The 21,962-nt window shown below is 66.0% G+C and carries 24 protein-coding genes; 12 read left to right on the top strand and 12 right to left on the bottom strand.

Annotation, left to right across the window (positions count from 1 at the left end; all coding sequences use genetic code 11):
• Nucleotides 1-531 carry a winged helix-turn-helix transcriptional regulator gene (locus tag WDJ57_RS18290; protein ID WP_338902386.1) on the top strand — a complete coding sequence of 177 codons (531 nt, stop codon included), beginning with the start codon at nt 1-3 and terminating at the stop codon, nt 529-531.
• On the opposite strand, the gene WDJ57_RS18285 is transcribed toward WDJ57_RS18290, so the two are convergent.
• The 4 genes from WDJ57_RS18285 to WDJ57_RS18270 are packed head-to-tail and all read right to left on the bottom strand — an operon-like array spanning nt 525 to nt 2,537.
• Nucleotides 525-1,067 (bottom strand): hypothetical protein, encoded by a 543-nt coding sequence (locus tag WDJ57_RS18285; protein ID WP_338902385.1) that lies wholly within the window; start codon nt 1,065-1,067, stop codon nt 525-527. The genes WDJ57_RS18290 and WDJ57_RS18285 overlap by 7 nt on opposite strands.
• Nucleotides 1,068-1,355 (bottom strand): hypothetical protein, encoded by a 288-nt coding sequence (locus tag WDJ57_RS18280; RefSeq protein ID WP_338902384.1) that lies wholly within the window; start codon nt 1,353-1,355, stop codon nt 1,068-1,070. It lies immediately after the preceding gene.
• A complete protein-coding gene (locus tag WDJ57_RS18275; RefSeq protein ID WP_338902382.1) occupies nt 1,339-2,211 on the bottom strand; it encodes an FAD:protein FMN transferase in 873 nt (290 codons plus the stop codon). Before WDJ57_RS18275 ends, WDJ57_RS18280 begins: the two co-directional genes overlap by 17 nt.
• Nucleotides 2,208-2,537, bottom strand: a complete 330-nt coding sequence (locus WDJ57_RS18270) for a hypothetical protein (protein ID WP_338902380.1) — start codon at nt 2,535-2,537, stop codon at nt 2,208-2,210. The genes WDJ57_RS18275 and WDJ57_RS18270 overlap by 4 nt, the downstream gene beginning before the upstream one ends.
• Nucleotides 2,538-2,668: 131 nt before the next feature.
• Between WDJ57_RS18270 and WDJ57_RS18265 the strand changes: the two genes are divergently transcribed.
• Nucleotides 2,669-3,487, top strand: coding sequence for a CAP domain-containing protein (locus WDJ57_RS18265; protein ID WP_338902379.1), 819 nt, complete (start codon nt 2,669-2,671; stop codon nt 3,485-3,487).
• Here the strand turns inward: WDJ57_RS18265 and WDJ57_RS18260 are convergent.
• The 3 genes from WDJ57_RS18260 to WDJ57_RS18250 are packed head-to-tail and all read right to left on the bottom strand — an operon-like array spanning nt 3,484 to nt 5,474.
• Complete coding sequence (locus WDJ57_RS18260; RefSeq protein ID WP_338902378.1) at nt 3,484-3,768, bottom strand: DNA-directed RNA polymerase subunit L; 285 nt, start codon at nt 3,766-3,768, stop codon at nt 3,484-3,486. The two genes, WDJ57_RS18265 and WDJ57_RS18260, sit on opposite strands and share 4 nt — an antisense overlap.
• 42 nt (nt 3,769-3,810) lie before the next feature.
• Entirely contained in the window at nt 3,811-4,098 is a 288-nt protein-coding gene (locus tag WDJ57_RS18255) for a C2H2-type zinc finger protein (RefSeq protein ID WP_338902377.1), read from the bottom strand.
• A complete protein-coding gene (locus tag WDJ57_RS18250) occupies nt 4,095-5,474 on the bottom strand; it encodes a hypothetical protein (protein WP_338902376.1) in 1,380 nt (459 codons plus the stop codon). The genes WDJ57_RS18255 and WDJ57_RS18250 overlap by 4 nt, the downstream gene beginning before the upstream one ends.
• A 118-nt stretch (nt 5,475-5,592) precedes the next feature.
• On the opposite strand from WDJ57_RS18250, the gene WDJ57_RS18245 reads away from it, so the two are divergent.
• Nucleotides 5,593-6,453: a cytochrome c oxidase subunit 3 gene (locus WDJ57_RS18245; RefSeq protein WP_338902375.1), complete on the top strand. Its 861-nt coding sequence runs from the start codon at nt 5,593-5,595 to the stop codon at nt 6,451-6,453.
• A gap of 33 nt (nt 6,454-6,486) precedes the next feature.
• Nucleotides 6,487-6,729, top strand: coding sequence for a DUF7385 family protein (locus WDJ57_RS18240; protein WP_338902374.1), 243 nt, complete (start codon nt 6,487-6,489; stop codon nt 6,727-6,729).
• Nucleotide 6,730: 1 nt separating this feature from the next.
• Here WDJ57_RS18240 and WDJ57_RS18235 read toward each other — a convergent pair whose 3' ends face one another.
• Genes WDJ57_RS18235 through WDJ57_RS18220 form a run of 4 tightly spaced genes read right to left on the bottom strand, consistent with a single transcriptional unit; the run spans nt 6,731 to nt 10,631 of the window.
• The gene (locus WDJ57_RS18235; RefSeq protein WP_338902373.1) at nt 6,731-7,087 is read right to left on the bottom strand and encodes a DUF5658 family protein; all 357 of its coding nucleotides are present in this window, start codon (nt 7,085-7,087) and stop codon (nt 6,731-6,733) included.
• Between the two features lie 41 nt (nt 7,088-7,128).
• Complete coding sequence (locus WDJ57_RS18230; RefSeq protein ID WP_338902372.1) at nt 7,129-8,397, bottom strand: ABC transporter ATP-binding protein; 1,269 nt, start codon at nt 8,395-8,397, stop codon at nt 7,129-7,131.
• Nucleotides 8,390-9,442, bottom strand: a complete 1,053-nt coding sequence (locus WDJ57_RS18225) for an ABC transporter ATP-binding protein (RefSeq protein WP_338902371.1) — start codon at nt 9,440-9,442, stop codon at nt 8,390-8,392. Before WDJ57_RS18225 ends, WDJ57_RS18230 begins: the two co-directional genes overlap by 8 nt.
• 1 nt (nt 9,443) lies before the next feature.
• Complete coding sequence (locus tag WDJ57_RS18220; RefSeq protein ID WP_338902370.1) at nt 9,444-10,631, bottom strand: ABC transporter permease; 1,188 nt, start codon at nt 10,629-10,631, stop codon at nt 9,444-9,446.
• 242 nt (nt 10,632-10,873) lie between these two features.
• Here WDJ57_RS18220 and WDJ57_RS18215 point away from each other — a divergent pair, with 242 nt between their 5' ends.
• The 7 genes from WDJ57_RS18215 (at nt 10,874) to WDJ57_RS18185 (ending at nt 17,378) form a co-directional block, all read left to right on the top strand.
• Nucleotides 10,874-11,806 (top strand): ABC transporter permease, encoded by a 933-nt coding sequence (locus WDJ57_RS18215; RefSeq protein ID WP_338902369.1) that lies wholly within the window; start codon nt 10,874-10,876, stop codon nt 11,804-11,806.
• Between the two features lie 135 nt (nt 11,807-11,941).
• The gene (locus tag WDJ57_RS18210; protein ID WP_338902368.1) at nt 11,942-12,949 is read left to right on the top strand and encodes a histone deacetylase family protein; all 1,008 of its coding nucleotides are present in this window, start codon (nt 11,942-11,944) and stop codon (nt 12,947-12,949) included.
• Nucleotides 12,950-13,073: 124 nt separating this feature from the next.
• The gene (locus WDJ57_RS18205) at nt 13,074-13,832 is read left to right on the top strand and encodes a proteasome assembly chaperone family protein (protein ID WP_338902367.1); all 759 of its coding nucleotides are present in this window, start codon (nt 13,074-13,076) and stop codon (nt 13,830-13,832) included.
• A gap of 183 nt (nt 13,833-14,015) precedes the next feature.
• Nucleotides 14,016-14,765: an SDR family oxidoreductase gene (locus WDJ57_RS18200; RefSeq protein WP_338902366.1), complete on the top strand. Its 750-nt coding sequence runs from the start codon at nt 14,016-14,018 to the stop codon at nt 14,763-14,765.
• A 225-nt stretch (nt 14,766-14,990) separates the two neighbouring features.
• Nucleotides 14,991-15,338, top strand: a complete 348-nt coding sequence (locus WDJ57_RS18195; RefSeq protein WP_338902365.1) for a DUF7344 domain-containing protein — start codon at nt 14,991-14,993, stop codon at nt 15,336-15,338.
• Nucleotides 15,339-15,535: 197 nt separating this feature from the next.
• Nucleotides 15,536-16,033: a hypothetical protein gene (locus WDJ57_RS18190; protein ID WP_338902364.1), complete on the top strand. Its 498-nt coding sequence runs from the start codon at nt 15,536-15,538 to the stop codon at nt 16,031-16,033.
• Nucleotides 16,034-16,247: 214 nt separating this feature from the next.
• Nucleotides 16,248-17,378, top strand: coding sequence for a hypothetical protein (locus WDJ57_RS18185; RefSeq protein ID WP_338902363.1), 1,131 nt, complete (start codon nt 16,248-16,250; stop codon nt 17,376-17,378).
• A gap of 325 nt (nt 17,379-17,703) precedes the next feature.
• Here the strand turns inward: WDJ57_RS18185 and WDJ57_RS18180 are convergent, their stop codons facing one another.
• The gene (locus tag WDJ57_RS18180; RefSeq protein ID WP_338902362.1) at nt 17,704-17,862 is read right to left on the bottom strand and encodes a hypothetical protein; all 159 of its coding nucleotides are present in this window, start codon (nt 17,860-17,862) and stop codon (nt 17,704-17,706) included.
• A 531-nt stretch (nt 17,863-18,393) separates the two neighbouring features.
• Between WDJ57_RS18180 and WDJ57_RS18175 the strand changes: the two genes are divergently transcribed.
• Entirely contained in the window at nt 18,394-21,825 is a 3,432-nt protein-coding gene (locus WDJ57_RS18175; RefSeq protein WP_338902361.1) for an MEDS domain-containing protein, read from the top strand.
• Nucleotides 21,826-21,962: the final 137 nt, after the last annotated feature.

Below are 21,962 nucleotides of genomic sequence, written 5' to 3'. Positions count from 1 at the left end.
ATGTCCGAAGACACCGCGGCCGAGTTGGAACTGCCCACGCGGCGGGCCATCTACCAGCGCATCGTCGACACGCCGGGGATCCACGTTCGGGCCCTGTTCGACGACCTGGACCTGGCGAAAGGGACAGTCCAGTACCACCTCCGGTGGCTGGAGGACGAGGACATCGTCGAGGTCAGCGACGACGGTGAGTACACCCGCTACTACCCGGCGGACTCCTTCGACGAGAGCGACCGGCAGGTGCTCAACGCGTTGCGCCGGACACTCGCCAGGCGGGTCCTCGCCTATCTCGCCGCCGAGGAGCAACTGACGACCGCCGACCTGGCCGACCACCTCGACAAGTCGAACTCGACCATCTCCTGGCACCTCTCGAAACTCCAGGACGCCGGTCTGGTCGAGAAACACCGGGACGGGCGGTGCGTCCTCTACGAACTCACCGACCCACAGCGGGTGCGCTACCTCTACACCGTCTACCGCGCGTCCTTCACCGACCGGCTCGTCGACCGGCTGTTCGACCTTTGGGAGAGTTACTGAGCGCTCGTCGACAGCCCGGTCGCGTTGATGTCCGTCACCAGGCGGAGCAAGAGGACGTACACCAGAAAGGAGAGTCCGGCAGTGACGAGCGGAAAGGCCAGCGACGCGAGGTCCGTCCCGACGGCCACCGCGTGAACCGTCGCGAAGGCGAAGCCGCCGTAGGCGAAGGCGTGGACGGCCGCCGGCCCCCACGGTCGGTCGAACTGTCGCGGGTCCAGAAAGCCGAGCACCGCCACGACGAGCAACAGCGAGCCGCCGGCACCGACCGCGACGCCAGCGAGCATGTAGCCGACGCTGTAGGCCGGCTGTGGCACCTGTCCAGTGGCCACGAAGTACGTGTCGGCCACGCCCAGGCCGGCGTGCGCGAGCGTGACGAGCATCCCCAGCACGGACACCTCGATGTGGACGCGACGGGCCGAGCGGTGGAGGACGCCGAAGCCGTCGGCGTTGTAGAGGATGCCGGTCAGGACAGCAAGATACAGCGTCGGGTACGCGACCAGCGCGGTAGCCCGATCCAGGTACCAGACGAGTTCCATCTACGAGGCCCCCGTCGTCGCCACGAGGTCCGGACAGCCGTCGCCGTCCTGGAAGCCGTTTCGCGTCTCCGGCCGCGTGGGACACTCGTCGCGGCCGTCGGTAACGCCGTCGCCGTCGTAGTCCGCCGGTGCCTGGCGGGTCGTGACCTGTGAGTCGACGAGGTCGGTGCGCTGGTCCGTGGCCACCTGCCGCTCGCGGACGTCGGCGATGGCGAGCACGGCCGGAACCGTCGCCGCGAAGGTCAGGAGCGCGGCGACGGCGACGGTCGTCTCACGTCGCGACGACATGGTCGCCGAACCCCTCCGTCTCCCGGAAGACGCCGCAGGTGACCACAAGCGCCTCGACGCCCTGCCAGTCCTCCGCGAGCGACAGTGCCGCCTCGTGGGGGAGGACAGCCAGCGTCGTCGCGAGCGCGTCGGCCTCCGTGCAGTCGCGTTCCGCCACCACCGTCACCAGGTCGTGACGACTCCCGACCGTCCCCGCCCTGGGGTCGTAGATGTGGTCGAGACCGCCGCGTTCGCGTCGGTAGCCGCCGGAAGTCGCCACTGCCCAGTCCGTGTCGAGCGCCCGCAGGTGGGTGTCGTCCCACGGGCTCTCGACGCCGACGGGGGCGGGGGGCGGCGTCATGTCGCCCCCACCGCTGACGAAAACAGTCCGGCCGAGCCCGGCAGCGGCGTCGTGAACGCGGTCGACGATGTAGCCCTTCGCCAGCCCGTTGAGGTCAAGCGGTGCAGAGGTTTCGACAGTGTCACCGTTCACGGTCACCGCCGCGTCGGCGTCGTCGTCCGGCGACGGGGGCTCGTCGACGTCGCCGCGAAGGTACCGCTTCAGGTCGTGTTCCAGCCGCCCCCGCTGGACGTCGAAGACGCCGTCGGTGCGCTCGCGGTAGGCGAGAGCCCGCCGGACGACGCGGGCGACGTGTTCGTTCTCGACGCAACCCGTCTCGTTGAGGCACGCGACGGCGCTGCTGTCGTCGAAGGCGTCGAGTTGCGCCTCCAGTCGGCGGGCCGTCGATGCCGCACGGTCGAGCGCACGCGACGCGGCGGGGCCGCGGACCTCGAGACGGAACGCCGTGTCACAACACTCGAACTCAGTGCTCGCGGTCCCGAGGCGTGCAGTGAGTGCAGCGAGGCGCTCGCTCACGGGCGCTCACCCACCGCGTCCGTGACCTCGTGGTGCTGTTCGTACTCCTCGTCGTCGTCTTCCTCTTCCTCCTCTCGCTCGTGTTCGTCCGGTTCGTACTCCTCGTCTTCGTACTCGCCGGAACCGCCGCCACCGGAGACGGCGGGCGTGAAGTTCCCGTTGGGCGTCGGGGCGTCGGCACTGAGGTTGTCGGTCGCGTCGCGGGGGGCCGGCGACTGGTCGCCGAGTCCACCGGGCACCACGAGGGCGGCGGCGACGAGCGTCGTCAACAGCGCACCGACGAGGGTCAACTGGACGAGACGGTTTCGGGGAAGGGGGACGTGCATTCGTGTCACCTGCACGGGAGTACCGCCAGGCCACACAAGGGGGTTCGCGTCCACCCGTCGAAACGTCGTCCACTCCTCGAAAGGTCCGTCGAGCGGTACATACTTCCTGGGGTGTCACCTACCTACCGGCAATGGAATGGCGGTGCGAGTGGTGTGGCAAACCCCACGACGAGAACGACCCGCCGTGTGACAACTGCGGCCACGGTACCTTCGAGAAGGCGGTCGTGCCGGTCGCGGATTCGGAGTCGGAACTCGGCACTGAGGCAACGGTCTGGGTGTGCACCGAGTGCGGCCGCGAGCACACCAAGCACACGCCACCGTGTTCGCGGTGTGGCAACGAGAAACTCGTCCGGCAGCGCCAGGAGGTCGACGACGCGGAACTGACCGCGCCGGGCTATCTCGACCTCCTCACTCCGCGGTACGTCCTGGGACTGGTCGCCGTGCTCGCGCTCGCGGCGCTTTTCGTCCTCGGCCTGACCGGCGTCATCGCCCTGCCGGGCTTTGGCAACGCTGTCCCCGACGTCTCGGACGTCCCCGGCAGCGATACCGCTATCGACGGCGTGACGCTGTCGGACGTCGAGACGGCGTATCTCGCGCGTATCAACGACGAGCGGACGGGCGCGAACGCGTCCGAACTCGCGAGCGACGACCGGCTCGACGAGGTGGCGACGTTCGTGAACCAGCGCGTCGTGAAAACGCAGTACGCCGACGGGTCGCTCCCCGAGCGGGAGCGAATCGCCGAACTGGTCGCCGGGAGTTGCCAGGGCGGCGCGACGCTCCAGACCGGCGCGGTCGCCGTCGGGACGGACGACACGGCGAGCGACGTCGCGGCCGCGCTCGCGGAGAGTAACAGTCTCTCGACGGCGTTTCGCAGTGACGTGACGAAAATCGGGGTCGACGTCCACGCCGCTCCGGACGGGACCGTCGTCCTGACACAGATTGCCTGTTAGACCGCCGCTTCGTAGGCGTCACGGAAGTTCCGTGACTTGTCGATGACGCGGTCGGCACCCGCCTCCAGGGCGTCCAGTGCGTCGACGCTCTCCTCGGTCTTGATGGTCAGAATCGGCTCGGTCTGTCCCCCCGACTGCTCGGGGTTCACGTCGTAGGTGGCGGCCGTGACGCCGTCGGTCTCCAGCAGCGCACCCTTCAGGACGTTCATGAAGGTGTGGTCCTCGCCGGCGACCTCTATCGACAGCATCGTGTCCTCTTTCTCGATGACCCGCAGTTCCATGCCCTGATTTACGACGCTTCGGGGTCATTACAGTTACGAAGGTCAGACGAGGGCGTAGACAATCAGGAACCCGAAGTAGACGAGGACGAGCGCACCCACCGCTTTCAGCCGGAACAGGCGGATGTCCGCCTGCTCGTCCTCGTAGGCCGCATCGAAGGCCGCGATCTCCTCGTCGGAGAGGTCGTCGGCGTGGGCCTGCCCGCGGTGCAGCGCCAGCAGGGTCTCGCTGGCGAAGGGTCTGCCACAGCGGTCACAGACCGCGGCGTCGGCGTCGGGCGGGTCGGTGTCGAGTCGTGTCTCGTCCTCGGCGCGGGACTGCTGGACGGTCACGGCGGTGGCACCTCCGGTTGTGCGATAATCCACAGGCTAGTCATCGTGTAGAACACCATCACCGCGATGTAGGGGTACTGGCTCCGAATCGCCTGCAGGCGGCCGGGGAAGATGTCGTAGGCGGTGGTGTGGGCGGCCCAGATGGCGAGGACGTGGCCGACGAGAATCGCCAGCATCCCGACCGTCTCGAACCACCCCGGCAGCGCCAGCAGCGGCACGTCGATGGGTGGGTTCAGCGGCGCGGCCGCGACGACGGCCAGCGCCGGCGACAGCGAGAGGAAGTACCCCAGGTAGTGCGCGAGGTGGTAGCCGGCCGCGATAGCCAGAAGCGGCGGCGCGAACTGTCGGGCGAGTTCCGCCCTGGTCAGGTACGTCCCGGAGATACGCTTGCTCGCTCGCGTCGCCGCGTCGAAGGCGAGCAGGAAGACCCCGAACCCGGCAGCGAGCGCGAGCGGGTACAGCGCCGACAGCGGGACGAACCCGAACGCGTCGACGACGGACCGCCAGGCGGGCGTGGACACGAAGCCGTCGAAGGTCGTGCCCCACAGCAGGGCGACGACGAATGCCACCTCGCTGCGGGTGCGAACCCCGAGGTCGGTCAGGCGAGCGGCCGGCAGCGAGACGGACACACCGTCGGCGTCGCGGGACAGCGGCGCGACGTGCCCGTAGTGGTGGAACACGCGCGCGATGGGGTCGGCCCGTCCGAACCAGTCCTCGACACCGAAGACGACGGCCCCGGACAGCGTCAGCACGGAGTAGACGAGGATGACGCCGCCGAGGACGGCGGGTTCGTCGGCGATGGGGCTGACCACCTCGACCCAGATGAGTGCCAGCAACGCCACCGTCGCCGGCCAGAGGCCGAGTCCGACAGGGTAGGTGTAGCCGAGCGACGGGAGCGGCGACGCGATGGTCCGCCAGGGGTTCACCGCCGGCCAGGTGTTCCCGACGAGGTACGTGCTCATCGTGAACCCGGCCCACCAGCCGACCCAGACAAAGAGTAGTCCGAAGTTCGCCAGCGGTGCCTGCGGGGCGAGAAAGCAGAGCGCGACCGTCACGGCGAGCAGGAGAACGCCGGCCGCACGCGTGAGACGGAGCGGGGTACCAGTGGTCAGCCCGTCACCGGCGAGCACGCGACGCCAGGCGTCGACCGCCTCGATGAGTCGCCGGTCGGTGACGAGACTCGCGAGCAGGAAGGAGGCACCGACGGCCGCCCCGCCGGTCATCAGGACGAGCCACGTCGGGACCGTCACGGCCTGGCGGCTTTCCGCGCCCAGACTGCCGCCGTGGGCGAGTGCCGGCCCGGTCGCGAGCGCCAGGAGAGCGAGCGCAGCGGCGACGCCGGCCGCCCAAGCGACCGGGCGCCTCGGGGGGCTCATTGACGGGTCTTGGGACGGTGTTCCCGAGTACCTGTCGAACTGCCGTGGCTGCGGAGACGGCGAGGTACGGCCGGTTGAGTTGGGAGGGTTTTTGGTAGTCCATCAGTAATAGCGCTGTATGAGTCTCGCAAAGGACGAGTCAACGGACGACCACGGGGGGCATCATCTGCCCGCCGTCGAAGACTGGCCACGCGGCTTCGGGGAGGCCAGCTGGTGGCCCTTCATCGCCGCGCTGGGCGTCGGCGGTATCTACATCGGTGCTGCGCTGTTCATCCTCGGCAACGGAGCGAACAACATCGTCAGCCCGATGATCGGCCCCGCGGTCCTCGTCGGTTCGACCGCCCTCTTCCTCGGCGGGCTGTACGGCTGGCTGTATCACGCCTTCGTCGTCAACTTCTGGGAGCACGGGACGGAGGGACACGGCTCCGGCACGCTTCGATTTGCCATGTTGCTGTTCCTCGGGACAGAGGTCGCCACGTTCGGTGCCGGCTTCGTCTACTACTTCTTCATCCGCTCGGGTCCGTGGGTGGCCGAACGGCCCGAGTTGCTCTCGCCGCTCATCTTCATCAACACGGCAATCCTGATCGCCAGCAGTTTCACGCTGCACTTCGCGCACGTCTCGCTGCTGCGTGACAACCGCAAGTGGTTCATCCGGCTGCTCGGCGTCACGCTACTGCTCGGCATCATCTTCATCGGCGGCCAGGGCCTGGAGTACTACGAGTTCCTCGTCCACGAGAACTTCAGCCTCGAAACCGGCATCTTCGGTTCGGCGTTCTACGGCCTGACGGGCCTGCACGGCCTGCACGTCTCGCTGGGTGCCATCCTGCTCGCCATCCTGTTCTTCCGCAGCCTCTACGGACAGTACTCCGCCCAGAAGCACACGTCGGTCTCCACCGTCTCGATGTACTGGCACTTCGTCGACATCGTCTGGGTGTTCCTCGTCGTCGTCATCTACGTCGGCGCGGAAGTCAACCTCTGACCGGATACGGCTTCTCTCCTCTCGTCGCGACCGATGGAACAGCTCGACATCTCTGACGGGTTCGACGTCCACGACTACCGCCACGGGCTGAAACTGCTCAAGGAGGACCGCGGGACGATGCACCTGGCGAACCGCGAAGGCTTCGCCTGTCCGGCCTGTGGCGAGCCCTTCGAGCGCCTGTTCGTCTCCGAGCGACGGACGAACACCTTCGGCAATCCCGGGACGGCGTTCTGTCTCGCGCGGACCGACGAGAAACTGCTCCTCCTGACCCACTGACCTAGAGACCGGCGACGAGCACGGCGTTGTTGACGACGACGGCGACGGTGACGAGCGCGAACAGCGCGAGGAAGATGGCCGCGTTGCGGTCCGAGAGAAGTGCCCAGCCAGCGACGAGCCACACCATCGCGGCGAACTTCAGCCCCCACAGCCCCGCCAGGCCGAACTCCGAGACCAGCGCGTGGAGGACGACGTTGCCCTCGCGGAGCCCGTTCGCCAGTCCCGTCACTGTCAGGACGATGTCGGCCGCCGTCGCGGCGAGGATGACACTCCAGAGGACGGCGTGAGTCCGCGTCATCCGCCGCGCTCGCCGGGGCGTGAACAGCGGCTCACGCTCCGCGTCCGTCTCGCCGGGCATCCACCCGTTCCAGGGGCCGTTCGCTACTGAATGTTGTCCCGTCAGCGCGAGCGGGGTTCGGCGTCGACGGCGGGGTCGTAGCGGTGACACTGCACCGTACGCCCGTCGGTCGTGGTCTCCGCGGGCGCTTCGTGCTCGCAGACCGTCGGAACCGCCTCCGCGAGGCGGTCGCTCGCCCGGTCCGTGTCGCCGTCGGCGAGCGCCTCGGCCGCCGCGGCGACGGCACGCTCGACGCGCTCGTCGGGAATCGACGCCGGCAGGTCGAAGGCCTCGCGGACGGCCACCGCGTCCGCCGGCCGAGTGCCGTTCCCGAGTGCCTCCGGCAGTTCACCGGTCTGGACCGAGAACCGGAAGCGAGCGACGCGCCGCCACAGGTCCGTCGGGAGATCCACGTCGCTCGGGGGGACGAGCGCCGGACAGCGGGTGTGGAACCGACAGCCCGACGGGGGGTCCGACGGCTCCGGGACTGCGTCGGTCAGCGGCCGGTCGACTCCGCGGTCTGCGGGGTCGAGGCTCGGCACCGAATCGAGCAGGAGTCGCGTGTAGGGGTGCGCGGGCGCGTCGAAGACGTCCGCGACGGGGCCACGCTCGACGACTTCGCCCAGGTACATCACGGCGACGCGGTCGCAGAACCGGCGGACGACGTCGGTATCGTGGCTGATGAAGAGGATGCCGACGTCGAACTCCCGGCGGATGTCCGCCAGCAGCGCGAGGATGTCGGACTGGACCCGGGTATCGAGCGCGCTCGTCGGTTCGTCCGCGACGAGCAGGTCGGGGTTGACCACGAGCGCGCGGGCGATGGCGATGCGTTGCTTCTCCCCACCGGAGAACTCGTGGGGGTAGCTGTCGGCGTCCTCGGCGGAGAGGCCGACGCGTTCGAGCAGGTCTGTTACGAGCGCCCGCCGGCGGTCAGCGTCGCGCATCCCGTGCAGTTCCAGCGGTTCCGCGACGGCCTCGCCGACTGTCATCCGGGGGTTGAACGCATCGTTGGGGTCCTGGACGACGAGCTGGACGCGGCGCTGGAACGACCGCAGGGCCTCGCCGGAGAGGTCCCCGACGGGGTCGCCCTCGAACCGGACCGTACCGCCGGTCGGTTCCTCCATGCGGAGCACCGACAGCGCCGTCGTGGTCTTGCCGCTGCCGGACTCGCCGACCAGTCCCAGCACCTCGCCGCTGTCGACGGTGAAACTCACGCCGTCGACCGCCCGGACCCGACCTACCTCGCGGCGGAGCAGGCCCTCCGTAATCGGGTAGTGAGTCTCCAGGTCCTCCACCGCGAGCAGCGGCGGCCCGTCGGCGTCCTCAGTCATCGTCACCACCCACCCGCGGGCGGGCGCTGCGGGCCTCCTGCAGGATGGTCGCGGGGTCCTCCTCGGTGTCGTCGGCGTAGTACACGCACGAGGCGGCGTGGCTGGGGTCGCCGTCGACCGGGACGAACGCCGGCTGGTCGCTCCCCTCGCAGCGCTCGGTCGCGTGCTGGCACTCCTCGCGGAACCGACAGCCGTCGGTCGGGACGGCGCGGGTCGTCTCCGCGAAGCGGTCCGAGAGGCCGTCGTAGCTGTCGAACAGCGCCTGCGTGTAGGGGTGGGCCGGGCAGTCGAAGACGTCCGCGACGGGCCCGCGCTCGACGATGGTGCCGCCGTACATCACGAGCACGCGGTCGGCCAGCGCCGCGACGACGCGCAGGTCGTGTGTGACCAGCAGCATCGCCATCCCGCCGTCGGTCAGGTCCCGCAGGAGTTCGATGAGCCGCGCCTGCACGGTCACGTCGACGGCCGTCGTCGGCTCGTCGGCGACGAGCAGGTCCGGTTCGGCGGCCAGCGCGATGGCGAGTGCCGCCCGCTGTTGCATCCCCCCGGAGAACTCGTGGGGGTAGTCGTCGACCCGCCTGGCCGCTTGCGGGATGCCGACCTGCCGCAGCAACTCGACGGCCCGCTCCCGGGCGTCCCTGCCGTCCCCGTGAATCGACAGTACTTCCTCGATTTGCTCGCCGACGGTGTAGACTGGGTCCAGCGCGTGCTGGGGATTCTGGAAGACGTGACCGATGCGGTCGCCCCGGGCGCGGCGGGCGCGGTCGGTGTCGGCCAGCAGCGACTCGCCGTCGAAGGAGACGGTGCCGTCGACCACCTCGACGGGCGGCTCGACGAGGTCGGTGAGCGACTCGCAGGTGACGCTCTTGCCACACCCCGACTGGCCGACCAGGCAGACCGTCTCACCCCGCTCGACCGAGAAGCTCACGCCGTCGACGGCGCGGACAGTCCCGCCGTCCGTGTCGATGTGCGTCCGGAGGTTCTCCACCGCGAGCAGCGGTTCGTCGGTCCGCATTGTGCCCGTAGCGCTGGTTTCGTCGGCCATGTCACTCACCACCCCGCGGGTCGAGCGCGTCGCGCAGTCCGTCGCCGACGAGTTTGAACGAGGTGAGCGTCAGCAACAGGGCGGCGGCGGGAACGGTCGAGATCCACCAGACCTCGTGTGCTTTGGCCGTCCCCTCGGGGCCCAGCCCCTCGGCGATGGTGCCGCCCCAGGAGTGCAGGGAGACGTCGGAGAACCCGAGGAAGGCGACGCCGGCCTCGACGAGGACGAGCAGCGCGACGAGGTGGAACAGGGCGGGCACGAGCGTGTTCGTGATGTTCGGCAGGATGTGCCGTTTCGCGACGTACGACCGGGAGGCACCGAGGCTGCGCGCGACGAGGACGTGGCCGTCCTCGCGGTGCTGGATGACCTCGCTGCGGACGAGTCGGGCGACGCCGGCCCAGCTAAACAGACAGAAAGTGCCGAGCAACAGGAGCAGGGACCCGTTGAAGTAGAAGTAGCCGACGAAGTACAGCAGGATGGCGGGGATAGCCATCTGGACGTCCACGTAGGCCGTGAGGAGGTTGTCGACGAGGCCGCCGTGGAGGCCGGCGACGACGCCGACTGCAGTCGCGAGCGGGACGATGAAGGCCGCCGTGAAGACGGCGATGTAAAGTGCCACCCGGGCCCCGAGGACGACGAGGTAGGTCATCGAGTGACCGCGGTGGTTGGTCCCAAGCGGGTGCAAGAGCGAGCCGCGGCAAAAGCGGTTGATGCCCTCACCGGGAATCGTGTCGCCGACGCACTGGACGGTGAAACTCGAATCGGCGGTGAAACCGACGGGGGGGTGAAAGGCGTGGACGAAGTGGAGGTCCGGCGGCCCGAGGATGAGCGGGCCGAGAAAGCCCACGGCGACGAATCCCGTCAGGACGATGGCCCCGAACTTGTAGAGGGGGCGCGACCAGAGGGAGGCGACGAGTCTGCGGCCGACAGAGCGGTCCTGCAACACCGGAACGAGCCCGTAGGCGACGACCACGAGCAGGCCGAGCAGGAACAGCCAGTCGGTGTAGTTGAACTCCCACGTGGCGACCAGGTAGACGTGGGCGACGTAGATGTTGTAGAGGTACAGTGCCGCGAGCAACAGGCCACCGACCAGCAGGACGGCCCGCTGTGTGGTGAGCGTCGGGCGGCCCGCATCGAACTCCGACCAATCGACGTGCTCGAAGCTGGCTCTATCGTGCGAATCCGTCATGGAGGGCTGACGTCTCCCTATGCTAAAGCCTGCCACAATAAGATTGCGGTCGATTCTGGATGAGATTTATATGGGCGAGTGCGCAACCACCACGGGATGCCCTCCAGACAGCCCCCATACGGCCGCTCCGGCCGTCGTGACAGCGTGCGCGCCCGTGCCCCCTCGCGCACGGGTGAGGTGAGACCGAACCGCGACCCGCGCCGTCCGCGGGAGCGGCCCCTTCGCCCGCCGGGTGAGACCCCGTGAGAGTCCTCCGCGTCCTCGCCCGTCGCGTGGCACTCGGGCTGGCCTCGGCGTGGGCGATTCTGACGACCATCTTCGCGATGTTCACCCTCACCGACGACTGGGTGCTGGGAGCGCAGGTCGGCCGGCTCAGGTGGGTAGGCGCGGGCGAGCAGGCGGTCCAGGCAGCCCGGGAGTCCTATCTCTCCGCCCGGGGGCTCGACCGCCCGCTGGAGCAGGTCTACGTCGACTGGCTGGGCAACATGGCCACGCTCGACTGGGGCCAGTCCTTCGAGTCGGGGGCGGCGGTGCTGCCGATGGTGGCCGACGCGACGGCGCGGACGGCGATGTACGTGCTGCCGGCGCTGGTGCTGGCCGTCGCCGCCGGACTGGGCGTCGGGCTCTACGCGGCACTGAACCCACGGGGTCGGCTGGCCGAGTTGTCCCTGGTCTCGACGTACCTGGTGTTCGCCGTCCCCAACTTCTGGCTGGGAGGGATGCTGGCCGCGCTGGCGGGCGCCGAGGTGATTGCAGTCCCGCCGCTTTTCGTCAAACACATCCTCCCCATCGCACTGACGACGACGACGCTGCTCGGGGGCTACGTGAGCTACACGCGCGCCTACGCCACGGAGTTCGCCAGCACGGACTTCGTCAAGCTCGTCCGGGCCAAGGGAGCCAGGCGGCTCCGCGTCGGCGCACACGTCATCCGGAACGCCGCTATCCCGGTCCTCTCGATGGTGTTCACCGAGGCGCTCGGGTTGCTGTTGCTCACCGTCTTCGTCATCGAGCGGTTGTTCGGCATCCCGGGGTTCGGGACGATGCTGCTGGGGGCCGTCGAGCAGCGCGATGTCCCCGTTCTGCTGGGTAGCACCGTCGTCATCTCCGCCGTCGGCGTGGTGGGAAGCATCGTACAGGACCTCTCCTATGGCTACCTCGACCCGCGCGTGGACTGAGACCGGAGTGTCCAATCTTCGCCAGAGGCTGCGGGACCGACACAGCGACCGTGTGACCCGCCAGAGAGGGGTCGCTGTTCGGTCCAGACCACCGTTACATCTGTGAGGGTGGAGAGAGTAGTGGGAGAGTGTCGCATGCGATTCGGCCACCGCGCGGCGTGTCTCGACCACGACCCCGGGCCACGCCATCCCGAGAGCCCTAACCGGGTTAGGGCCATCCGGCAGGCGCTCGCAGACGCCGATAGCGCCGAGTACGTCGCCGCCGAGCCGGCCACCCGCGAGCAGGTGCTGGCCGTCCACGACGAGGACTACGTCGCCGAGTTCCAGCGGTTCTGTGCGAACGGCGGCGGAAGCTGGGACGCGGACACGACGGCGGTCGAACGCACCTGGGAGGCCGCGCTGGCGAGTGCGGGCCTCGCCATCTGGAGCGCCAGGCGGGCCGTGGCCGGCGACGACGGGACGCGCACCCCGTTCTCGCTCGGGCGACCGCCCGGACACCACGCGCCCGCGGACGACGCCCGCGGCTTTTGCTTTCTCAACAACGTCGCCATCGCCGCCCAGTCGGTCCTCGACGCCGGCCTCGCGGACCGGGTGGCAATCGTCGACTGGGACATCCACCACGGCAACGGCACACAGGACATCTTCTACGACCGGGCGGACGTCTACTACGCCTCGATACACGAGCGGGACAGCTACCCGCCGAGCGGGTACATCCACGAGACGGGCACCGGTGACGGGGAGGGGGCGACCCTGAACATCGCCTTCCCGGCCGGCACGACCCACTCGGCGTATCTGGCGGCGCTGGACGAGGTCGTCGGTCCGGCACTGGAGCGCTTCGACCCCGACGTCGTCCTCGTGAGCGCGGGCTTCGACGGGCACGAGTACGACCCGATATCCCAGCAGCGAATCTCAACCGACGGCTACACCCTCCTCGCCGAGCGGGTCCGCTCCATCGCGACGGACTGCGGTGCCGGCCTCGGGTTCGTCCTGGAGGGAGGGTACGACCTGGAGATGCTGGCGGAGAGCGTCCGCGCAGTCGACGCGTTCTTCGAGCGGGAGCGACCCGCCGAGGACTCCGCGGCGGTGCTCGACGGCGCGCGCGAAGTCATCGACCGCGCGCGCAAACAGGTCGAGCGGGTGTAGGGGTCGAGCGGGTGTAGGGATGTCCGACACCCGCGACGGACGCACTCGCCGACGGCCGGAAGCGCCGACCCCGACGAGACACTGACCCAACACTATACGCCGACGCGTCGTAGAGGAGAGGTGTATGGACACCAAGTCATCGTTCAACGTTCGCGTCTCGTCCGACGACGGGGAGACGTCGACGCTAGTCATCGGTCAGGCACATTATGGAATGGCGGGGATAACGGCGGCCGACTACCTCGTCCGACACCTCGACTCGACGCAGGTGGGCCACATCGCGCCGGAGGAGTTGCCCGGCATCACCCCGTTCGAGGAAGGGGTGCCACGCCATCACAGCCGATTGTACACGCTCAACGGGACGGGCGTGGCGGTACTCGTCGGGGAGCTGTTCATCCCGGTCGACGCGGCGCGGGCCTTCGCCGACGCAGTGCTCGCGTTCACCGAGGAGCGCGGCATCGGCGAAATCGCCGTCCTCCACGGCGTGCCGTTCCCGCACGGGCCCGAGGAACACGACGTGTTCTCCGTCGCGACGCCGGGCTATCGGGAGATGCGACTCGGGGACCAGTCGTTCGACCCGCTCCAGGGTGGCTTCCTCGACGGCGTCGTCGGCGAACTCGTCATGCGGAGCCTCGAAGACACGGCACCCGAAACCGGCGCGTTCATCACCCCGACACATCCACCGGGACCAGACGTCGAGGCGACGCTCCGACTCATCGAAGCCGTCAAGCGCATCTACGACGTCGACGTCGACGAGACGGAGTTGCGCGAACTCGGCGACCAGTTCCGCGAGTACTACGAGCAACTGACCGACAGGATGAAGACCATGACCGAGGCGGAGGCGGCTGGCGGCCACGACTACCCGGAAGACCGGATGTTCATGTAGGGTCGGCCCACGGGTCGACCCCAGCCCCTCGCCGTGCTGGCTGGCGTCGCGTCCCCACCGACGGGAGAACACGGAATTTCAGTGCCGACGAAAGCTAATAAGCGCACCCACAATTCCCGACAATTAATAATTATGCTGCGGGTACAGGTCGCCGGCGGCACGATATCGAGACGAGTGGTTCAGATGCCAGACTTTCAGAACCGAGTCGCGATTGTAACGGGAGCGAGTAGCGGCATCGGCGAGGCGACGGCCAGGCGCTTCGCCGAAGCGGGAGCGAGCGTCGTCGTCGCGGACGTCGACGCGGACGGCGGCGAAGGGACGGTCGCCGACATCGAGGATGCCGGCGGCGAGGCGAGGTTCGTACAGACAGACGTCAGCGACCCGGACGACGTCGACGCGATGGTCGAGACGGCGACGGACGCCTACGGCAGGCTCGACTTCGCGTTCAACAACGCCGGCATCGAGGGAGACAACGAACCGCTGGCCGACCAGCCGCTGGACAACTTCGAGCAGGTCATCGACGTCAACCTGAAGGGGGTCTTCCAGGCGATGCGAGCCGAGATTCCCGCGATGCTGGCTGACGGGGAGGGTGCAATCGTCAACACGGCGTCGATAGCCGGACAGGTCGGCTTCCCGAACATCAGCCCGTACACCGCGAGCAAGTTCGGCGTCATCGGGCTGACGAAGACCGCAGCCCTGGAGTACAGCGGCGAAGGGCTCCGCGTCAACGCCGTCTGTCCGGGCGTCATCGAGACGCCGATGGTCGCGGGGTCGGACCAGGAGACCATCGACCAGGCCGTCGCGGCGACGCCGATGGGACGGCTCGGACAGCCCCGAGAAATCGGCGACCCCGTCGTGTGGCTCTGCTCCGACGAGGCGTCGTTCGTCACCGGCGAGGCGATGGTCGTCGACGGCGGGTACGTGAGTCAGTGACGACAGCGACGCCGCCGGCCGCGGCAGTCGGTCGAACGACGCGGCGGCGTCGCCCTGCCCGAGGAGTGTGAGCGCACAGCCCCACTCTCGCCCAGACAATTGTCCGATTTTTCTGCCATTATTTTAGTTATATGAATATACGAGCGGGTTTTCCACCTATGTGTATTTATCAAGGGGGGGAGAACCACACAAATTTATGTTAGTAGAAGGTATAATTCGTCATATATGTCGTCGGGCGCGTGTTATCCTGACAAGGCAGAACGGGTCGACCGGTTGTGCGAGGTGCTGAGTGACAGCCTTCGCCGGGAAGTCATCCACTATTTCGAGAATTACACGCAGTCTCACGTCGCGCGTCTCGACGAAGTCGAGGAGCACATCGAGAGACGGTTGCCGCCGGAGCTGTCGGCCGGGCTGCGCTCGAAGCTCCTGCACTGTCACCTCCCGAAACTGGAAGACCGTGGCTGGCTCACGTTCGACAGGCACACCGGGACCGTTCACTATCGAGGCCACGACTCCGCCGATGTTCTTCTGGGCGAACTGCTGGGAGTCTTTAACGAGAACAGCCCGGTCTGAGTGCGGGCGTCCGAGCCGTAGCCAGACCAACAGAACGCGTCGACGGCGGTCGAACAGCCGAGTCTCTGCTGTGGCACGGACGCCAGAACAGACGGAAATCGGGGCTACTGTCGGCTGGCGCGACTGCGACGGCCCCACTGCTCGCACTCCCCTCAACACGATGAAATTTTATACGACGCGGTGTGCTATCACGGGTCATGAGTGATGCGACGGCAGAGGAGGAGACACAGCAAACCACGTGGATTGCACTCGACAACTGGCTGGTGTACGGGTTGTTCGGTGCGCTCACGCTGGCCGGGGTGGCGATTTCGCTGGACCCCTACGGGACGGGCGTCATGACACCGCCACCCCCGGCACCGGACGAGACAGGGACTCTCGCAGTCCCGCTTTTCGTCTACGTGTACGCGACGCTGGGCGCGCTCGGGTACATCTTCACGAAGTTGATGTCCGGCCTCGAGGAGTACGACGAACCGGGGGAAGTCAGGGCCATCGTCGAGATGGGGATGCGAATCCCGGCGGCGTGGGTGCTCGGGGCCGGCTTCTACGTCGTCCTCCTCCAGACGGGGAACACGCCGACCGACGCATCCGCGCTGTTCGGCGCCGTCGCGTTTCTCGTGGGCCTCTACATCAACGTCGCCATCAAGTCCCTGGGGTCGCTCGCCGACCGGATGCTGGGTCGCGGTCGGAAAGGGTAGGGCGCACCCGCGACTGTGAGACTCAGTGTCTCTGCCCCATACAGCGAGTGCATCGCGAGCGACAGCGCAGAACGCCGCGCGGCACCGCATCGGTTCGTGGCTGACACGTAACATCTCGGAAGAATTTTGACAGACGAATATCTGATACATACTGAGGAGAACGAAGGGCACCAGCAGGGCTGATTATTTACTATCGCTCGACAGTATGTCGAGTATGGCAGGTGCAGACACTTCAGGTGGTGTCAGCGCTGACACCGAGGAACCCGGGGCCGTGATGGATGCGCTCGACGAGGACGAACTCACGGCGACGTTCACAGAGGACCTGTGGCTGGATAGACTGGCCCGGAAACTCGGATTCGGCAGGCTCTCCGAGTGGCTGCCAGGGGAGACGCCGCCGTCGTACCTCTACGCCCTCGTCCTCATCGGTACTATCGTCCCGGTCCTGAACGGTCGGGCGTACCTCGTCGGGGACCCCGTCGTCTATCTCCAGAATCCATTTTTCGTCCTGCAACCGATTGCCCTGCTGGGCGCTGTCTACGGCTCACGGGCACTCCGCAGGCGCTACCACCAGGTCACGCGGGAGATGAACATCGCGGACCGGACGCGCGACCCCGACAAACTGATCGACATCGTGCCGGACTGGCTCCCGTGGGCGTTTTTCGTCTCTGCGGTCCTCCTGAATTACGTCCGGGTGCTCGCGCTGGGCGGGCCGGTCGCCATCTATCAGGACAAGGGGCTCTCGGCGGTGATTGGCTGGATGGTCGTCAACCCGATCTGGGCCTCGATCGCTGCTCAGTTCTTCGCCGTCTACCTGTCGGTCGAACTCATCGCGCCGTGGCGTCTGTGGCGGTCGGACATCGGTATCGACTTTCGCGACCCGGAGGGACTGGGTGGCTTGCGACCGCTCGGTGAACTCATCAAGCACGCCTACTACTACATGGTTGCAGGGCTGATCGCGTTCGCACTCGTCACCTACGGACCGGTGCTCTCGGTCGCCGAGTGGGGGCCGACGGCGACGACGAACGTCATCTTCACGACGGCGTGGGTCGCGACAGTGGCGACCGTCGCCTACGGCGTCTTCACGTTGCACCGGTTCATGCGCCGGGAGAAACGGCGGGAGTTGCACCGACTCAAACAGGTGGAACAGAAGTACACGGACGACCCGTGGGACATCACCGCCTACACAGTGTCACAGGACGACCAGGAGATGGTCGACGAGATCAGACAGCGAATGGAGAGGGTGAGCGCGACGAACGAGTATCCCGCGACGTTCAGTATCTGGTCGCAACTGCTGGTCAGTATCGTCCTCCCGAAAGCCGCTCAGTTGCTGATTGCCAGCGTCTGACTGGGAGTCGAGAACGCCGTAACCGGCCGTGGCGTCGCCGCGCTCGATGCAGGGTGGAAGTGCCTACCGCTTGTCAGGGGTCAGAAAATGTCCCGAAAGGGAATGTGATGAGTTCTGTCGGGACACTGTCAGAGGATGTGGGACTCACAGTTCCCACGAGTCTTTGCATGTTTGGTACTTTATTAACTGTAACTACTGGATAGGGGAGAGTGATGTCACAGGGTACCTGACGGGGCGACACAGTACATCCGTCCTCGCTGTCGTCGGCGACGGTTGCGCTCCCCTCGGAGAGCAGGTCCCTCGAAACCCGACACCAGACGCGTCGTCACCGGTCGAGCGACGGGACGATGGCCGTGACCTCCTCGTCGTCGCGGAGCACCGACTCCGCGCACTGCACGCACAGATAGACGATGACGATGGCGTCGCTCTTGAAAATCATCTCCCCGCGTTCCCCCTCTCTCTGTCCGCAACGCGTACACTTCATGGGCCAGCTACGGCATGCCAGATATTAACACTCTCGCGGGGCGTGAGTGACTCTGCACCAAAGGTGGCTACTGTCGAATCGCTGGTGAGTACGGTCGCCCAGAGGTTATCGAACGGGAGGTTGTCGGCAAAATAGTGTATGCAGACCGAACGGATTCGGTCGTTTTCGGAGGTGTGAGAACTCAGGTGTGGACGAGACAGCGGCTCTAAGAGAAGGGGTGCTGAAGTCGTCGCTTTCAAGGGAAGTAGTAACTACATAACATAGTCCTTTCAGTAAAATTGGGTTACTAGCAACCATACATATGTGATTGCAAGAGAACTTTTTAGAACAGTCCGCCGCTACGCCTCACGGAACATCCAGAACGGCATGGGGGTAGCGAGACCTGTCCGGGTGAGCCGGTCACTGAGACCGCATTCCCACTCTCCCCTGGCGGCTATCGACTGGGACGACGGTGAAACGACATCGCCGACCGACTGAACACGCGACCGTTGCGGGCATCCGGGGCCACAAACGCCGGCGCACAAGCCATCCATGAGCAACACACAGCACACCGATTGTGACTTCCTGAGTCTCGAGAGCGGCGCCGAAGCGCTGCAAACAAGCGCAGAGTTCGATGGGCCAGTCGAATCGCTGGACTGCCACCACTGTGGTGACCACTTCGCACTCGTCTACGAAAACCAAAAAGAACAGCTCCAGGCTCTCGTCCCGTTTCTCCGGCACGGGCTAGAGCGTGGTGACCGCTGTCTATACATCGTCGACGACCTGTCGAGAGAGTCGTTGCTGAGTGCGCTCCGGGATGGTGGCGTGGATGTCGACGCGGCGCTCGAATCTGGCCAGCTCTCGTTCCGGAGCGTCGAGGAGACGTATCTCGATACCCAAGAGTTCGACCCCGACGAGATGGTCGACTTCTATGCCGACGCTATTACGGAAGCCACGGAGGAGTACTCAGCCCTGCGGGTTGTTGCCGAGACGACGTGGCTCCATGGAGAGGCCGCGACGATGGAGCAGTTCCTGGAGTACGAGGCAAAAATCAACCGCCTCTTCGACAACGAGAATTGTATCGGCCTCTGTCAGTATGACCGGACGGCGTTCGACCCCGACGTTATCAGGAAGGTGATACAGACTCATCCCCACCTCATCTACGACGGCACAGTTACCAACAACGTGTATTATACACCGCCGGAGGAGTACCTGGGTCCCGACGACTCTGGGCGTCACGTCGAGCGGATGCTGGGGACACTCCGCGACCGGACGCAAGCGCGGATGACGCTCCAGGAGTGGCAGCAACACCAGCGGCAACTGTACGATATCACGTCTGATCCAGGCCGGGACTTCGAAGAGAAACTGCAGGCGCTGTTCGATCTGGGGTGCGACGTCTTCGAGATGGACTTGGGGGCGATTGCCCAGGTCGATCCCGAAAACGACCTGTTTGAGATTACGCGGGTGAGTGATTCCCACGACCACTTCCAGCCGGGGACGAGGCTGGCCCTCTCGGAAACGTACTGTTCGGAAGTCATCGACAAAGAGACGATAGTGAGTGTTTCGAACCCGGTCGAAGACGGAGTGGGAGATACCCCTGTCCGTCGGAAGTTCAATATTCAATCGTACGTCGGGGCGTGTCTCAACCTGGACAGCAGTAGCGACCGGACATTCTTCTTTATCTCGACCGAACCACGCGACGAACCGTTCTCAGAGGCTGAGCGAACGTTTCATTATCTAATGAGTCAGTGGGTCGAGTCCGAATTAGAGCGACAACACCGCGAGCGCTCTCTCCGAGAACTCTACGAGATTATCGCCGACGGAGCGTATTCCTTCGAGGAGAAGATGGAGTGCGTTCTCGAACTCGGGTGTGACCGCTTCGGCCTCGACCAGGGCTATCTGACGCGGTATCATCCGGATGACGATATCATCGAGAACGAATACGTCGCCGGACCGGCGACCCGGGAGTCCTTCGTTGGCGTCCCCGAGATGCAGGCGAAACCGGGGCAGTTCTGTCACGCGACCGTTGCACAGGACGAGCCGATCGGGGCCCCCGATGTCCGTGAACTCGGGTGGGACGACGACCCGGTCTATACAGACGGCGGACTGACGAGCTATTTCGGTGTAAGAGTCACGGACGGCACGGGATGTTACGGGACGCTCGCGTTCTGTGATACGACACCACGGGACCGTCCGTACACCGACGCCGAACAGACGTTCCTGGAGGTGATGGGTCAGTGGGTGAGTCACGAACTCGAACAACAGCGGCGCGAGGCTCAACTGGCCGCACTCAACGACATGAGTCGGGAATTGATGGAGGCTGCAACGGTGGCAGAGATTGCGGACCTGACCGCGAAATACGCCACCCAGTCGCTCCAACTACCGCTTACCGCCGTCGCCACGTACGAGACAGAAACGGGGGAGCTTACGGCGGCAGGCCAGACACCACGTGCAGCGGACACGCTGCCGCTGGCCACGTTGTACGATGGGCCGTCCAGCCCCATCTGGGAGGTGTTCGTCTCGAACGAACCGGCAGTTATCGACGCCTCTGACCACGGTTTCGGAAGCGACGTGACGCAACTCATCGCTGTGCCCCTGGCTCAGCAGGGGGCGTTCATCACGGCGACCACGACACCCGGCGGCTTCACTGCCATCGAGCGAGACTTCATCGAGACGACCGCTGCAACCGTCGAAGCCGCCTGTACCCGCGCCGACCGCGAGCGGCAACTCCACGAGCGCGAGAAGACCCTCGAAGAGCAGAACACAACGCTCGAACGACTCAACCGGATTAACACGACCATCCGGAACATCGACCAGGCCCTCGTACAGGCCTCGACGCGCGAGGAGATTGAGGAGGCAGTCTGTGAGCAGTTGGCCAGCGTCGGACCGTACGAGATGGCGTGGATCGGGGCCCGTGATTCGGTGACCGACGAGGTAACCCCCTGTGAGGCGGCCGGAGCCGAGAAAGGCTATCTCGACGAAATCACAGTGACCGTCGACGAGACACCGACTGGAAAAGGGCCCAGTGGGAAAGCAGTCAGAACCCACGAAGCACAGGTCGTCAACAACATCCTCGACGACCCCTCGTTCGAACCGTGGCGACGACCAGCGCTCAGTCGGGGCTACCACGCCTGCATCGCGCTTCCACTCGTCTATGAGGGGACCCTCTATGGGCTCCTCGTCATCTACGCCGGGCAACCGGGTGTGTTCGACGAACTCGAACAGGCGGTGTTGGCAGAGCTGGGGCAGACAATCGCCTACGCCATCAACGCGATCGAGAGTAAGAAGGCCCTCATCAGCGATGAGCTCACGGAGCTGGAATTTGCCATGGACGAGATGGGCCTTGGAATCGTGAATCTCGTACAGAAGACGGGGTGTGAGTTCTCGCTCGAAACACTCGTTCCCCGGTCCGATGGCGGCCTGCGTGCGTTCTTCTCGACACGTGGGGCGCGAGCGGCGGAGATTGTCGAGGCCGGTGGGGAATTAGCTATGACGGACCTCAGAGTGGTGTCGGAATGTACTGAGGGGGACGCCCCGGTCTGCATGTTCGAGGCAAAGTTAGAGAGTGGCTCGCTGGCCGAAACCGTGCTGGACCACGGCGGACTGCTCAGACAACTGGACGCGACGGAATCGGATGCGACGGTCACGATCGACCTCGCGACGGATGCCGAAGTCAGAGAGTTCGTCGAGGCGTTCCAGGAGCGATATTCTAACGCGACGCTCGTCGCACAGCGGACACGCGAGCGGCCCGAGCGGACGAGCAAAGGGTTCCGATCAGCGGCACTCGAAAACTTGACTGCCCGACAACTCGAAGTTCTCCAGACCGCCTATTTCAACGGCTATTTCGAAGAGCCGCGGACGCAAACGGCCAGCGAGATTGCGGAGATACTCGACATCTCCCAACCGACGTTCACCAGTCACACGCGGCGGGCGCAACGCAAAATCTTCCAGTACTTCTTCGAGGAAGGCCCTGCAGAGCAGTGAGCGGGTTCCCGGGAGTATGCTGCGTATCGTCCCGCACGGACCGTCTATTCGCCGACTGGAACGTCAGCTCGTGCGAAGTGTGGGGGCAGGTCCGAGCAACAACGGCAATGGCTAGACTGATAGCCATCGTTACGACC

The sequence above is a fragment of the Salinibaculum sp. SYNS191 genome, from assembly GCF_037338445.1.
GTDB lineage: Archaea > Halobacteriota > Halobacteria > Halobacteriales > Haloarculaceae > Salinibaculum > Salinibaculum marinum.
Note: the sequence above shows the minus strand (reverse complement) of the source record. Positions and strands in the feature narration are given on the sequence as shown.

Bases quoted from the DNA above. Each gene is read 5' to 3' on its own strand.
- WDJ57_RS18225 (WP_338902371.1), bottom strand. From the start codon at position 9,442: ATGGCCGACGAAACCAGCGCTACGGGCACAATGCGGACCGACGAACCG.
- WDJ57_RS18270 (WP_338902380.1), bottom strand. From the start codon at position 2,537: ATGCACGTCCCCCTTCCCCGAAACCGTCTCGTCCAGTTGACCCTCGTC.
- WDJ57_RS18200 (WP_338902366.1), top strand. From the start codon at position 14,016: ATGCCAGACTTTCAGAACCGAGTCGCGATTGTAACGGGAGCGAGTAGC.
- WDJ57_RS18260 (WP_338902378.1), bottom strand. From the start codon at position 3,768: ATGGAACTGCGGGTCATCGAGAAAGAGGACACGATGCTGTCGATAGAG.
- WDJ57_RS18220 (WP_338902370.1), bottom strand. From the start codon at position 10,631: ATGACGGATTCGCACGATAGAGCCAGCTTCGAGCACGTCGATTGGTCG.
- WDJ57_RS18290 (WP_338902386.1), top strand. From the start codon at position 1: ATGTCCGAAGACACCGCGGCCGAGTTGGAACTGCCCACGCGGCGGGCC.
- WDJ57_RS18250 (WP_338902376.1), bottom strand. From the start codon at position 5,474: ATGAGCCCCCCGAGGCGCCCGGTCGCTTGGGCGGCCGGCGTCGCCGCT.
- WDJ57_RS18175 (WP_338902361.1), top strand. From the start codon at position 18,394: ATGAGCAACACACAGCACACCGATTGTGACTTCCTGAGTCTCGAGAGC.
- WDJ57_RS18285 (WP_338902385.1), bottom strand. From the start codon at position 1,067: ATGGAACTCGTCTGGTACCTGGATCGGGCTACCGCGCTGGTCGCGTAC.
- WDJ57_RS18245 (WP_338902375.1), top strand. From the start codon at position 5,593: ATGAGTCTCGCAAAGGACGAGTCAACGGACGACCACGGGGGGCATCAT.
- WDJ57_RS18265 (WP_338902379.1), top strand. From the start codon at position 2,669: ATGGAATGGCGGTGCGAGTGGTGTGGCAAACCCCACGACGAGAACGAC.
- WDJ57_RS18280 (WP_338902384.1), bottom strand. From the start codon at position 1,355: ATGTCGTCGCGACGTGAGACGACCGTCGCCGTCGCCGCGCTCCTGACC.
- WDJ57_RS18190 (WP_338902364.1), top strand. From the start codon at position 15,536: ATGAGTGATGCGACGGCAGAGGAGGAGACACAGCAAACCACGTGGATT.
- WDJ57_RS18240 (WP_338902374.1), top strand. From the start codon at position 6,487: ATGGAACAGCTCGACATCTCTGACGGGTTCGACGTCCACGACTACCGC.
- WDJ57_RS18185 (WP_338902363.1), top strand. From the start codon at position 16,248: ATGGCAGGTGCAGACACTTCAGGTGGTGTCAGCGCTGACACCGAGGAA.
- WDJ57_RS18205 (WP_338902367.1), top strand. From the start codon at position 13,074: ATGGACACCAAGTCATCGTTCAACGTTCGCGTCTCGTCCGACGACGGG.
- WDJ57_RS18195 (WP_338902365.1), top strand. From the start codon at position 14,991: ATGTCGTCGGGCGCGTGTTATCCTGACAAGGCAGAACGGGTCGACCGG.
- WDJ57_RS18210 (WP_338902368.1), top strand. From the start codon at position 11,942: ATGCGATTCGGCCACCGCGCGGCGTGTCTCGACCACGACCCCGGGCCA.
- WDJ57_RS18230 (WP_338902372.1), bottom strand. From the start codon at position 8,397: ATGACTGAGGACGCCGACGGGCCGCCGCTGCTCGCGGTGGAGGACCTG.
- WDJ57_RS18235 (WP_338902373.1), bottom strand. From the start codon at position 7,087: ATGCCCGGCGAGACGGACGCGGAGCGTGAGCCGCTGTTCACGCCCCGG.
- WDJ57_RS18180 (WP_338902362.1), bottom strand. From the start codon at position 17,862: ATGAAGTGTACGCGTTGCGGACAGAGAGAGGGGGAACGCGGGGAGATG.